This is a genomic window from Bacillus sp. SRB3LM (assembly GCF_015712745.1).
GTDB classification, from domain to species: Bacteria; Bacillota; Bacilli; order Bacillales; family Bacillaceae_G; genus Bacillus_A; species Bacillus_A thuringiensis_K.
Map to the genome: position 1 here is coordinate 1 of NZ_VWVQ01000019.1, position 13,707 is coordinate 13,707.

Here is a 13,707-nt window from a genome sequence, read left to right on the forward strand (position 1 = left end):
AGCAAAAAGCTGGAATACAGCCAACAACATTAAATCGCTAATAAAAGGGAATTTGATTCCGTCAAAAAAAGGGAATTTCAATACGTTATTGACAATATCTTCTATTGGAACACTATTGGCCCGAGCCAAACAGAAGTTTCGTAAGATGTATAAACAAGTAGAGGAGGCATAACAAATGAATTGTTATGCTAAAGGGTTTGTTCAAGCGTTTATAGATGGGGAGCTTCCTCATCATAAAAGAAAAGGATTTACAAAGCATCTAGATACATGTGAAGTATGCCAAAATACATTACTTGAAATTAGTAAATTAAATCAATGGGAACATGTCATGTTAGAGGATGAAACTATACACTCATCACAAGATATCAACATTGATATTGAACAAGCGTGGAAAACATTTGAAAGTCGCACAAAACTAGAAAAAGTTTCTTATATAAATGAAAAAACTGAACAGAAGAAGGGATTGTTTACGAATATGAATAAAAAATCAAAACGCTTTATGTATGCGGCGGTAGCTGCAGCTGGACTTTTCACAACAGCTATGATTCCACAAGTACGAGTGGCAGCGACAAATGTTGCTTCCTATTTTTCGAATGAAGTTTCAAATGATAAGGTTGTAAATGAAGGTATGCAAGATGAAAATGGTGTCACACAAGATATGATGAAAAATGGCCAATACATTCCGATTGATGAGAAAATCACAGATCAAGGTGTTACGGTACATTTCAAAGAATTATATGTGGCAGATTCACGTATATCTGTTCATTATAAAATTGAAAAAGCAGATGGAAGTTTAGTACCGTATGAATTTGATACAACGGGATTAAATCTTAAAAGTGAAGGCAAGGAAAATGGACAACAAGAGGAAAACCCAGAGTACTACGGAAAAGATGGTAGCTTCTCACAATTACCATTTATTCAAGGAGAAAATGGCTTACCATTCAAGCTAAAAGCGGCAGGGCAAGATTTAGAACATGTAGGTATTCGTGATAAAGATCGACCAGAAAGTGTCCTTACATTTGTGGAAGGTCCTGAGGGAAAAGATTCCTTCAAGCAGCCACTTACATTAGATGTAAATATAAATAAAATTGGAAAGCTAGCCGGATCTTGGAAGGAACAAATTCTAATTGATCCTTCTAAGTTGCAAAAATAAAACTAATTGAGATGAGAAAAAGAATAGAACGATATGTATCTCATACGAAGCTTATATTCTTTCTGGTTTTACTTACATGTATTTCGTACATGATTTTCACTCTATCTCTTTTTATTAAATAATCACAGAAACATCCCAATAGAGTACACCCTATCGGGATGTTCTTTTGATTCTGATATAATGGTACTTTAGAGTGTCCCATATGACTTGTTTCAAAATAGGAGAGTAGAATATGAGAAAAATAGGCTATGTACGAGTAAGTTCTGTTGATCAGAACCCTAAGAGACAGCTACAACAAATGAAGGAAATTGGAATAGATATTATATATGAAGAAAAATTATCAGGTGCTACACAGGATAGACCTGAACTCCAAAATATGCTAACTGATCTTAGAGAAGGTGATACAATTTATGTGACAGACTTAACTCGAATTACCCGTAGTACGAGAGACTTATTTGAATTAGTGGATTACATAAAAAATAAAAAGGCAAATTTAAAATCCTTAAAAGATACTTGGTTGGACTTATCTGAAGAAAATCCATACAGTCATTTCTTAATGACAGTAATGGGCGGCGTCAACCAATTGGAACGTGACTTAATTCGTATGCGTCAACGTGAGGGAATTGAGCTTGCCAAAAAGGAGGGAAAGTATCAAGGACGAGTTAAAAAGTATCATACAAAGCATGCAGGAATGAATTATGCAATGAAGCTTTATGAAGAAGGAAATATGACAGTCAAACAAATTTGTGAAATTACAAATGTATCTAGGTCCTCTTTATATAGGAAAATACACGATTTGAAATGAAAATTTCATCTCGAGGGATTGCAAAATCCGCTACCATAAGAAAGGAGCCGCAACATGCTTACTGTTCAAGAAACAGCTTATCCAAGATTAAAGAGTAACTTTACAACCAAAGAACTAGATAAGCTATTTTCGCCTACATTAAAAGAATTACATTGGACGAGAACACATTCTCGTAATCCATTTTCACATTTAAACTTTTTAATTTTGTTAAAAACTTTTCAATGTTTAAACTATTTTATTCCCATTACAGATGTTCCCCTTGTCATTATTAAGCATATTGCTAGAACATCTAATATTGCTCTTTCTGGTAATGAAAAATGGAATTCTTATCATCGGACGGGAACCGGAAAACGTCAAATCACCATGATTCGGAATTATCGAAAAGCAAAAGTATTTGATAATCAAGCCCGTCAAATTATGTTAAAAGCAATAGAAAACGCAGTGTTAGAGAAAGATGCGAAAAGTGATCTTGTGAATATTGCGATTGATGAATTAATCAAACATAGTTATGAATTACCAGCATTTCAGACGTTAGTAAAATCTGTAGACCATATCCATAGTATGGCTTATCGTACTCTATATAAACGAGTTGCAGATTCATTAAGTAATGAAGAAAAAGAAAAAATAGATACACTCTTTCAACAGATTGATGGAGCTACTTATTCTGATTGGTATGCGATAAAACGAGAGCCAGGCCGTCCTACACTAGAACAAATCAAGACATGGGTTGCACGGAAAAACTGGATGAGTGACCGACAGCTGGGAAGTAATTTTTTTCAAAAGCTATTTATCCCGCCCGCTAAAATAGAAAGATTAGCTGCAGAAGCAAAAACATTAGATGCAGCCCGTATGAAAGAACTGGAACAACATAAACGATATACACTAACTATAGCTTTATTACATGTTCAATACGCCAAAACGATTGATGATATAGGAACGATGTTTATCAAGCGAATTGCTAAAGCTGAAAATAAAGCGGAAAGAGCTCTCTATGTTTTGAAAGAAAAACGAGAAAAACAAACAGACGAACTCATTACGACATTACGTGATACCATCACTACTTATCAACTAGAAGGTTCTTCTGAAACACGATTACAATTATTAGAAACACTAATTGGTGGAAATCGTGGGCAACAAATTCTAGAGAACTGTGAAGAACACCTAGCCTATACTGGAAATAACTATTATTCTTTTATGTGGAAATATTTAAAAAGTAATCGTTCTGAATTAATTAAGATGTTGGAGTCATTAAGGTTTAAATCAACTACACAAAATAAAGGCCTAGGACAAGCAATTTCTTTCCTATTAAAGAATAAACATAAAAAATCTGAATGGATTTCAACTATCTACACCCGTAAGAATGGAATGCATAATGATTTAGAATCAGTTCCTCTTGTTGATTTAACCTGGATCCCTGAAGGCTGGTGGCGCTGGATTAGCTCTAATCGTAGAAAAAATGTATATCCAAATAAAATTAATAGAAGACACTTTGAAGCTTGTGTATTTTATCAAGTTAGAAATGAATTGAAATCTAGAGATTTATGTATTGAAGGTAGCGAACAGTACGCTGATTATCGAGAGCAATTAATATCTTGGGATGAATATCGCCAAAACTTACATACGTTTTGTGAACAAGCAGGTCTTCCAACAACAGCTGGGGAATTTAAAAAACAAGTGTATGATAAGCTTGAAGCACTTGCGAAAAAAGTAGATACTTCTTTTCCAAAAAATAAAGCTGTTATCATTCGAAATGGAGAACCTTTTATAACAAAATTAAAAAAGAAAAAAATATCACCGTTATTAAAGGCTGTTAGAAAACGAATTGAAGAGAAAATGGTACCTATTAATGTTTTAGATTTGTTGAGTGACACAGAGTATTGGTTAAATTGGACAAGATTTTTTGGTCCTATTTCTGGTTATGATGCCAAAATTGCTAAACCATCTCAACGTTATCTAACAACCGCTTTTTGTTATGGTTGTAATTTAGGTCCTACTCAAGCAGCTCGTTCCCTTGGTACAGTGGATAGAAGGCAAATTTCTTGGATTAATGAACGACACATTACGGAAGACACTATCCAGAAAGCTATTGAATGGTTAATTAATGCTTATAATAAATTTAATCTACCGAAATATTGGGGAACTGGAAATAGTGCGTCGGCTGATGGAACAAAGTGGGATCTCTATGAACAAAATTTATTATCTGAAAATCATATTCGTTACGGTGGATATGGTGGGATTGGATATTACCATGTTTCAGATAATTATATCGCCTTATTCAGTCACTTTATACCTTGTGGTGTCTGGGAAGGTGTTTATATTTTGGATATTCTGATGAAAAATCAGTCTGATATTCAACCCAATACACTACATTCTGATACGCAAGGACAAAATGCACCGATATTTGGATTATCCTATTTATTAGGAATCCAACTTATGCCCCGGATTCGAAATTGGAAAAACTTAAAATTATTAAGGCCGCATAACGACTCTAATTATCAGCATATTAATGAGTTATTTACAACTTCGGTAAATTGGAACATAATTGAAGATCATTATGAGGATATGTTACGTGTTGTGATGTCAATTAAAATGGGACGTATTCATCCTTCTACTATTCTTAATAAACTCAGTGCATATAGCAAGAAAAACAAGTTATATCAAGCATTTCGTGAATTAGGTTGTGCAATCCGTACACTATTTTTATTAAAATATTTATCAGATGAAGAGTTAAGAAGTACCATTCAAGCGGCTACAAATAAAAGCGAATCATTTAATGGGTTTACAAAATGGTTATTCTTCGGGGGAGATGGAATTATTGCAGAAAATCACCGGGAAAAACAACGGAAAATTATAAAATACAATCATTTAATTGCAAATTGTATCATTTTTTATAACGTCTTTCAACTTACCCGTATCTTGCATGAATATATTCAAGAAGGAAATGAATTAGACGAAGAAGTACTATCTGATTTAAGTCCATACCTTACCTTCCATATAAATCGATTCGGGAAATATGGATTGGACGATAGACGTCAACCACCCGATATCCAATTTGATATGGCCATTTCTTCTAATGGATTACAAGCTGCAAATTAAATAAAAATTGTCACTTTACCTATAAGTTTGCCGCAATTGGAAGCATAAACTTGCCGGAATTTACTTTTTTTAGAAGATATTTATCTAATTGTTCAAAGAACATGGAATCATAACTTTGCCATGGATTAATTATTAACCCATAAACTTGCCGTGAATCCTGGTACTTTGTAATAGATTTTAATCAAAAATATGCTACAAAAAAAGACCATTCAACAGAAGAAACCCAAACATTTTGAAAAAAATTGATCAAAAATGCTTGGGTTATTTGTTGCTAGTAAATAATTTATATAAGAAATTTTAATCGTTTTTCTACCTGTGTTTGCTCAACAATCGCACTCTTTTGTGTAATAAGGGTTTATAATTAAGTTTTAACAAATAAAACACCGAACAATCTTTTTATAAACACTGATGACATTTAAACAATAAATGATGCAATCAATAAAAAAAGAAGCTGTTAGTTAAGCTGAATTTTCAACCTTCTTTTTGTGGCGCCCTTGTTTTGAATTTTAATAATGGAAAAGTCGCCAATTTCAGTTGTTTTGCTAACATGGGTTCCACCACATGCTTGCTCGTCAATATCATCAATTTGAACTAATCGTACTTCGTTAAGAGAAGCTGGAAGTAAGTTAATAATTGTCTTAATACTCCCTACTTTCTGCTCAGCTTCTTTTCTACTTATCGTTTTTATCTGAACATCATGATGTTCAGAAGTTATCCTACATATTGATTGTTCTAATTCCTCAAACTGTATTTCTTCTATAACTTCAGGAGAAAACGCTAGCTCTAATCTGGCATAATCCTTTTCAATCTGACTGCTTGTAGCTAAAGCACCGTAATGTTGAAATAAATAACCAGAAATAACATGTAATAACGTATGATAACGCATGTTTTGAAAACGCCAAGACCAGTTGATATGCATGATGACTGCTTGTTCTAAGTGCTGCAATGGACGATCTAATTCATGAACGATTTCACCATCTATTTTTTTAACATTTACTACTTCGTAGATTTCATCTCCCTGTTTAATAGTCCCTTGATCGCAAGGTTGTCCACCACCACCTGGATAAAAAATCGTTTGGTCAAATGTAATTAAATTTCCATTTACTGAAACAATCTGCGCTTTACATTCTTTAATATAACTATTCTCAGCATATAATTCCTTTGTTGACACTTTGCATCTTCCTTTAACTGATAAACTATTGATTCAAATCAATACACTCATTCGCAAATCGCGATTCTAATTTTTTAATATCTTCTATCAACATTTCTACATTTTCCTTTTTTGTAGCCCAACTGGTACAAAATCTGACAATACTGTGCGTTTCATCGACTTTCTCCCAAATGGCAAAGGAATATTTTTGGCTCAATTTCGTTATTACATCTTTATGCAAAATAGGAAACTGTTGATTTGTTTTGGAATCGTACCTTAATGAAAATCCTTTTTCAACAAATGCCTCTCGGATCATCATCGCCATTTCCACAGCATGTCTGGAAATATCATAGTATAAGTCGTCTTCAAACAAAGTTTTAAACTGTATTCCCAATAATCTCCCTTTGGCCAATAGTCCTCCCTTTTGCTTGATTATATATCGAAAATCATTTTTTATAGCATCATTAATGATGACTACTGCTTCACCAAACAATGCTCCTATTTTCGTTCCTCCAATATAGAAAACATCACAAAGTGATGCGATATCTGCTAAGGATAAATCATTGCCTTTGGAAACCAGACCATATCCTAATCTAGCTCCATCCATAAATAATGGCAAACCACATTCCCGACAAGCCTTGCTTAATTCTTCTAATTCGGATCTACTGTAAGTTGTTCCATTCTCTGTTGGGTTAGAAATATATACTAAGCCCGGCTGTACCATATGCTCATGAGTCGCATCATTCCAATGGGCATCATATAATTCTTTTACCTGTTCTGCACGAATTTTCCCGTCATCACTCGGCAAAGTAAGCACTTTATGACCAGTTGCTTCAATTGCTCCGGTTTCATGTACTGCAATATGACCGGTAATTGCAGAAATTACCCCTTGATGCGGACGTAATATAGAAGCAATAATTGTTGTATTTGTTTGTGTTCCTCCAACTAGGAAATGTACATCTGCATTCTTTGTATCACATGCTTCTTTAATATATACTCTCGCTTTTGCACAATGTTCATCCATACCATATCCAGGTGTTTGCTCTTCATTAGATTCAACTAATTGTTTCAAAATTCGCCCATGGGCACCTTCTGCATAATCATTATCAAATCGTATCATTCATATCCTCCTCAATTCTATTTAATTTCTTTTCAATCAACAACATAGAAACATGTATTTCTTCTATTTCTTTTTGTGACAGCCCCTGTAGTAATTTCACTATTTGTTCATTAGATTTTTCATTTAAGTGATTAAAAAAAGCAGTCCCTTTTGGTGTCAATCGAATCAGACTTGTTCTATTATCAACCGTCGAACTTTCCTTAATTAGTAGACCATCTTTAATAAGCTTTGCAATTATTCTACTCATATAGCTGCGATCAATATCTAGTTTTTCGACTAAATCGTTTGCGATACATTCTTCCATGAAACCAATCTCTAAAATTACCCGAGACTCCGTCAAAGAATATTCACCATTAAATACATGCTTATCTAACAAACCCAGTATATTCGTATAAAATCGATTAAATCGCCTTATATCACTAACAATATTTTCATTATGGTTCATAATATCCCTCCCTCTTTTGTGGACTATGTCAACAAATAATAAAATATTTAGTGGACTATGTCAACGTTTTAATTTAGAATCATTAAGTATAAGTTAAGATATACAAACTACATATTTAGGATTGAATAATATGGTAGCTATACTGTTTTAAAAATCGAATTTATCCTGTAATGAAATGAACTGAATAATAGTTGTATTGAAATGTATTATTTCTCTGGTTATTAATCCTTTATTTCAATAAAAAGTGAATTTCTCTTTCTTGAAGATATATGCCCTTAAATTTTCCTGCTTATTCAAGAATCTGCCACTTTTAGTGGAGTAACTTTATTGTTGCTCACCAGTTTCTTTATTCACCTTTCAGTTCAGATTTTCTTTTAGCTATAAAAACCTCTCTCTAGATAGACAGATCAAAGTGGACAAAACATTTAGTCTTTTTATAAACATCTTGAATTTATTTAAAAACGACATTAAAAATATTCTTCAAATCCTGGAAGCATAAGTTTGCCGCAAACAAAAAGAACCATAAACTTGCCGAAACGGCAAACTTATGGTTCAAATCACAAAAATAGCCACAAAAAGAAGGAATCGTTGCCCTGCCCCTTTTTGAGGAAGGAATGAAAATATCTTCATTCTGATACTAATTACACTTAACTATAAAAAACAAAAAGACTTGGATACACCAAGTCTTTTTGTCAGCAAGTACATACTCGTCTAGAACAAGTAAAACGCTATTCGAAAGCTCTGTTAGTATAGCAAATAATGTGGATTTCAGCAATGAGATATTTCCTTTTACTTCTTATGTATCTTTATCATGCTCTTTTATTGAAGGAACATCTGTATCCCTGGGAGAAGAACCAGGGATACAATATCATCTTGATATAAGCCTTTCCTACACATTTTTATTTGCAATACCATAAGCCCTATACTTTCTTTGATTCATTTGTACAGATATAACCGAGGCGAAAATTATAAAATCTATGTAAAGATTCGATTGCTCCCGCAAACTCCAGTATTAATGGAATTTCCTTTTTGGATTGATAATAAATTTGTTTTGCTTGCGGTATTTTCCCGTCTGTTTGTATGCGTTTTAAACCTACATCTAATTCACGATGTAACACACGGGCTATGTTGTTCAATACATCAACAGATCCATGTATGCGTAATCGCGCACGTTTATATAGTTTTCCTTTATCTTGGCCATGTACAGTTCCTAAATCATGTAATAAGCGTATATAAGTCGCTACAAACACTTTTTCGTTAAAAGTCCCTTTGGGAAAGGTTCGATTTTTTTCTGAAATTGGCGTCCAGTTCATTTCCTCGATCTTTTTCACAAGCGGATGGCATTCGTTTATCCCGATTTCCCAAAAATTAACTTTCCCTTCACGTTCTCTCTTGCAGTATCTTACAGAATTACTTCTTACAACTAATTCACGAAATCGCTCTGGAATTTCTTTTTTTTTATTTCTGATAGAAAAATACCCTTTTCGTTTAGATCCATATCTCCAAATAATTGCTAATATTTCTGCAAAATCATCTGTTGTAAGAAATTGATTGAATTGTTTTTCCTCTTCATTTGATAATCTAAATTTCTTAGTCAATATTAGTTCTCCTATCTTTTAAAGAAATACCAATAAAGTGAACCTCTAATCAGTAAGAGTTTTGTATTCATGTGTTCATTCCCTACTGATTATTAGTTGAACCATTAGAGCTTTTACGGGCAGTTAATCCCTACCGAACTTCTTTGCTTCCGTTGAGTTTTGAAGTGGGGGATCAACTGCCTATTCATGCAGGATAAACCATTTAAAATATTTCACCAATACAAGTTTAATTCATCGCAATATGTATCCGCTTCAATGAAACAATTTCTCCAATCAGCGGTATTTGCAATCTCACAGATAATATCTTCAACCTGTTTTGTTAGATCATCAATATCTTTGTAGGGAACGAAAAATACATATTCATTAGATGCGTTCATTTCCATATTAAAATCATATCGGAGATATTGCTCCACTTCTTTTCGTACCTTGCTTTTTCCCCTAACAAATTTATTATTATTTTCTATTCTAAGCCACATTCTAATTTTGGCTATTTTTTCTTTTTCAATAGGATGTACCTTATCTCTTATCCCTTTTTCTTTTATGTAGCGATATAAAGTAGCTTGACTAATTCCAGACATAGCAACTATTTCAATAATACTATATTCTTTAGAGGCATATAGATTTAATGCTTTTTCAATGTATTTTTCTTTTACCTTGGGACGGCCACCTTTTCTTCCCCTAGCTCTAGAGCTTTCCAAACCTTCCCTCGTTCGTTGAACGATTAAGTCGCGTTCGAATCAAAGTTTTCTTTTAAACTAATTAGCTTTACACCTTGTTGTTCAAAATACTCTACTAATTCAATTAAGTCTTCGGTACTTCTCCCTAACCGTGAAAAACTTTCTACAATTATAGTATCTCCTATTCTAATTTTATCTTTTAACCTCAACAATTCCGGTCGATCGTTTTTTGTTCCAGACATTTTTTCTGTAAGAATTTCCGTACAATTACAAGTTTTTAGTAAATCTAATTGACGAATTAAATCTTGTTGTTGAGTACTGACCCTGGCATAGCCGTATATATGATTTTGTATGAAACATAACCTCCTCATGAAGTTAATTTTATCAAAAAATATAATTATCAAAAACCATCGTTTTTGACATAGTGTATATGTTTATTGTTTCTCCAAAAATAATAATATATGATAAACCTAAGAAACCGCATAAGAATAATGCAGTAATATCGTAAGCTATATGATAGAATATGTATGAAAAAGAGTAAAGAAAAAGCTCATTCTTTTACAAGAAATGAGCTTTCCTTTTTCAAGCTAAACATTGTGAATAGCTTCAATCTTTATTAGGGAAAAGATTGAAAGAAAAATTTAGCGTAATTATATTTTGTCATGAGTATAAAATAAAGTAAATTGATAATATTTATTTTGAATATTAATAATTTACTTTACACTTTCACAATGAGTAATCTAAAAATCCCACTGCCTAATTAGGCAGTGGGATTTTTAATTGATTTTGCAGATGCTATAATATAAGTATAAAATTAAGGTATAAGTATTTCTTAGAACTTCCTTTTTGCTTGCGACGGCGTAGGGAAGTTCTTTTACGTTGTTTGTTCAATTTGCTGACAAGCATAAAAGGGATTGAAATGATTCAGGCTATATATAAGCAGAAACGCCATTTTATAATCCGTTCTCTATTTTTTTAAACTTTGCAACAGACCCTTTTTTATTATATGCAATCATGGAAACAATATAAAAGCTAATTATGCCTCCACTAACATTTAGAATTATATCATCAATATCAAATAATCGATAGGAACAGTAGTATAGACCATAAACGCCTGTTAATTGTGTTCTTTCAAAGAAAAGAGAAATTGAACTTATAACAAGTGAAGTTTTCAGAATTTTATAACGAGAATTAAATACACAAGTGAATCAGGCAAAACGCCTGATTAAATCAAAAAATGTATTGAGCAGTGGAAGTTTTACAGGTGAAGGATGGCAAATTGGACGCAAAGTATTCATCTCATCAAGAGACTCACAATACGGGGGACGTCAACTGGTGTTGCCTCCTTCTTCTCTCGTCTATCCATCATATGCTTATCAGACTGTACCGGAATCAGCATTAAAGCCGTATACACGCTATTATCTATCCGTTTTCGTCTTACAGGCGGATTCGTTACACATTATGACTTCCCGTTATGGAAATGAAGTCAATCAAGTCGTCAATGTAGCCTATTCTACCTCCCTGCCTACATCTGCAGAAGATGTCAATAGTAGCCCTAACTTCTTCCAATATCCGATTGATGTAGGTGCGCTACATCCGGAAGCGAACATAGGTATTACAGTTGGTTTTACCGTACCACCGAATGGATTCGCAACAATAAGTCAGGTTTCCTTGACAGAGGGACGCCCACTAACTGTGGCAGAAATAAGAAAAGTACAGCACCAAGATGAACAATGGCTGCAACCCTATTTGGCGCAACAGACACAAATCAATGCGAGCTTACAGCAGGCTACAAATCAATTAAATGCCATGTATGATTCCTCAAATTGGAGCGGAACAATCAGACCAAATGTAAATTATACCAATGTGGAGAACTTAATGGTACTGCAACAAAGTACTCCTCAACAAGGCTCTATGCCAGGTATCCCGATGCAAGATCCATATGCACAACAAAAAGCAGCAATCTATCAAGCCGCTCTGCGCGCTTGGAATCAACTACAAGCACGGAATATTGTTCAAAATGGTTTGTTTCTCTAACAAGCACAAAATGGGAATATAGCCGGTACAGTGAGTTTCCCACAAGACAGCAATCGGAAACCTGTCTTGACATTATCGGATTGGGATAGCACAGTTTCTCAAATCATTACCTTACCAAGTAAGGGAGGCAATACAGAGTATCGTGTTCGCGTTCGTGCCAAAGGACAAGGAACGATTTCCATTGTGCCACCAGGAAATCAAAAACATATGTTATTCTTCACCCAATCTACTTTTATAACCCAATAATTCTATTTCTATCCAGATGCGAATACGACCCAAGTGGATTTGATTATTCAATCAGAGGGTGCGGAATTTACGATAGATTGGGTAGAATTACAAGAAATGGTATATGAAGAAGCCACACCACATAGTGTTTCAGGAGGAAATATGGTGGTAAATACCATTGGGATTGCTACTCCACTCGCACAACCAGGAGCATCTATGAGGGCATCACATTCACAAATCATGCACCTTTCAGCTGTCAATGTAACCAAAAATAAGGATGGTGGTTCGCTAAACGCTATTCATGAGAATGTATCAGAACGTAAAAGAAAGAGAAAGAACCCAGGAGCCCCTTCTCTCAACCTAGATTTTGTCTCTTTTTTATGGCGCTATATAATAACAGGACAAACGGTTTAACCTGCTATGTCTTGGTCGTAGAATCCCCTTCCCTATCAACTATAATCAGAACATATGATACTGGTGTAAGTAAACGATAAATCAAGCAAATTGTTTGAAATAAATGTAAAATTTTCTATACAAGTTTTTTAAACAAGCATGTCTCATTTTTTATTTAAAAAGGAAAGAATTACTCTCTTCAGTAAACACTGCTGAATAAGACGATTCGTCTAAATATCGCATGTTTTATGTAATTGAAATAGCTGTTATACATACAAACTACTCCATTTCTCATTTGGTCTTGAAGCTTGAGAGTCTCTATTTAAATAGTTATCTGAAATCTCATACACCTCTTTTTTCGTAATAAGGTCGTTTTTTCCTAATTTACTCATCAGACTTTGAATGTGCTTACAACTCAAATGAAGGTTATATGTGGCTTTAAGCCACACTTGTATTCTTTTATATCCATAAATCCCTCTTCAATATTTTTGGTTCTGGTGCAAGAATCCTAAAATGTTTGAAATGTGTTTTTCAAACTTGGCTATACTGGTACTAACGCTTCAAAAAGGGGTGTGATCAGTATGGGACCAGAAAACTTATTTAAATGGAAACATTATCAGCCCGATATCATTGAACAAGACCACAGGTTTATCAAAAAGCGGATTCGGAGTATGCTTGGATTGAAATCATTACAAACAGCTACAAAAATGATTGCTGGAATAGAAGCGATGCATATGATCAAAAAAGGACAAACTCTCCAAGGGGAGAAGCCTGTCCACAGACAGATATATCTTATTAATGATCTGTTCAATTTAACAGCATAACATTCAATTCCGCTAGGAATCTTTTTCTTTTTTCATATTCCACTGTGTTTGCACCAGAACCCTTTATTACGAAGGAAGAAGAGAAAAAGTTGAAAAACATTCTTACTTCTTCTGAAGGATTGTCAGAAGAACAACTTTCCATTCGACCGCTTCTCCTAGATCGAAATGTATCCATCCTATCACT

The 13,707-nt window shown here is 33.8% G+C and carries 11 protein-coding genes and 5 pseudogenes; 9 read left to right on the top strand and 7 right to left on the bottom strand.

Translation table 11 applies throughout. The features are described 5' to 3' along the window. Nucleotides 1-88: 88 nt before the first annotated feature. The 4 genes and pseudogenes from F3I02_RS13215 to F3I02_RS13230 all read left to right on the top strand — a co-directional run. Nucleotides 89-172 (top strand): annotated as a pseudogene (locus F3I02_RS13215) (RNA polymerase sigma factor SigX); the annotation flags it as partial. Nucleotides 173-175: 3 nt separating this feature from the next. Then, entirely contained in the window at nt 176-1,153 is a 978-nt protein-coding gene (locus F3I02_RS13220; protein WP_196477609.1) for a DUF4179 domain-containing protein, read from the top strand. 232 nt (nt 1,154-1,385) lie between these two features. After that, nucleotides 1,386-1,958, top strand: coding sequence for a recombinase family protein (locus F3I02_RS13225; RefSeq protein ID WP_196477608.1), 573 nt, complete (start codon nt 1,386-1,388; stop codon nt 1,956-1,958). A gap of 54 nt (nt 1,959-2,012) precedes the next feature. Continuing rightward, nucleotides 2,013-5,054, top strand: a complete 3,042-nt coding sequence (locus tag F3I02_RS13230; protein ID WP_196477607.1) for a Tn3 family transposase — start codon at nt 2,013-2,015, stop codon at nt 5,052-5,054. Between the two features lie 454 nt (nt 5,055-5,508). Here F3I02_RS13230 and F3I02_RS34645 read toward each other — a convergent pair whose 3' ends face one another. The 6 genes and pseudogenes from F3I02_RS34645 to F3I02_RS33910 all read right to left on the bottom strand — a co-directional run. Continuing rightward, nucleotides 5,509-6,225 carry an alanyl-tRNA editing protein gene (locus F3I02_RS34645; protein WP_196477606.1) on the bottom strand — a complete coding sequence of 239 codons (717 nt, stop codon included), beginning with the start codon at nt 6,223-6,225 and terminating at the stop codon, nt 5,509-5,511. Nucleotides 6,226-6,250: 25 nt separating this feature from the next. Beyond that, nucleotides 6,251-7,324, bottom strand: coding sequence for a threonine aldolase family protein (locus tag F3I02_RS13240; protein ID WP_196477605.1), 1,074 nt, complete (start codon nt 7,322-7,324; stop codon nt 6,251-6,253). Continuing rightward, nucleotides 7,311-7,772 carry a MarR family winged helix-turn-helix transcriptional regulator gene (locus tag F3I02_RS13245; protein ID WP_196477657.1) on the bottom strand — a complete coding sequence of 154 codons (462 nt, stop codon included), beginning with the start codon at nt 7,770-7,772 and terminating at the stop codon, nt 7,311-7,313. Before F3I02_RS13245 ends, F3I02_RS13240 begins: the two co-directional genes overlap by 14 nt. Before the next feature lie 917 nt (nt 7,773-8,689). Then, the gene (locus tag F3I02_RS13250) at nt 8,690-9,367 is read right to left on the bottom strand and encodes a hypothetical protein (protein WP_196477604.1); all 678 of its coding nucleotides are present in this window, start codon (nt 9,365-9,367) and stop codon (nt 8,690-8,692) included. A 212-nt stretch (nt 9,368-9,579) separates the two neighbouring features. Continuing rightward, nucleotides 9,580-10,397, bottom strand: a pseudogene (locus F3I02_RS13255) (recombinase family protein). Nucleotides 10,398-10,997: 600 nt separating this feature from the next. Continuing rightward, a pseudogene (locus F3I02_RS33910) lies at nt 10,998-11,234 on the bottom strand (VanZ family protein); the annotation flags it as partial. Nucleotides 11,235-11,247: 13 nt separating this feature from the next. On the opposite strand from F3I02_RS33910, the gene F3I02_RS13265 reads away from it, so the two are divergent. From F3I02_RS13265 to F3I02_RS13275, 3 genes are read left to right on the top strand one after another with little or no spacing between them, the layout of a single operon-like run. After that, the gene (locus tag F3I02_RS13265) at nt 11,248-12,081 is read left to right on the top strand and encodes a hypothetical protein (RefSeq protein ID WP_196477603.1); all 834 of its coding nucleotides are present in this window, start codon (nt 11,248-11,250) and stop codon (nt 12,079-12,081) included. 30 nt (nt 12,082-12,111) lie between these two features. After that, nucleotides 12,112-12,327 (top strand): hypothetical protein, encoded by a 216-nt coding sequence (locus tag F3I02_RS13270; protein ID WP_196477602.1) that lies wholly within the window; start codon nt 12,112-12,114, stop codon nt 12,325-12,327. A gap of 33 nt (nt 12,328-12,360) precedes the next feature. Continuing rightward, nucleotides 12,361-12,720: a hypothetical protein gene (locus tag F3I02_RS13275; protein ID WP_196477601.1), complete on the top strand. Its 360-nt coding sequence runs from the start codon at nt 12,361-12,363 to the stop codon at nt 12,718-12,720. Nucleotides 12,721-12,965: 245 nt separating this feature from the next. On the opposite strand, the gene F3I02_RS35110 is transcribed toward F3I02_RS13275, so the two are convergent. Further along, nucleotides 12,966-13,172 carry a hypothetical protein gene (locus tag F3I02_RS35110; protein ID WP_483862131.1) on the bottom strand — a complete coding sequence of 69 codons (207 nt, stop codon included), beginning with the start codon at nt 13,170-13,172 and terminating at the stop codon, nt 12,966-12,968. Between the two features lie 156 nt (nt 13,173-13,328). Between F3I02_RS35110 and F3I02_RS13280 the strand changes: the two are divergent. Further along, nucleotides 13,329-13,523 (top strand): annotated as a pseudogene (locus F3I02_RS13280) (DDE-type integrase/transposase/recombinase); the annotation flags it as partial. A gap of 56 nt (nt 13,524-13,579) precedes the next feature. After that, nucleotides 13,580-13,707 (top strand): annotated as a pseudogene (locus F3I02_RS33915) (integrase); the annotation flags it as partial.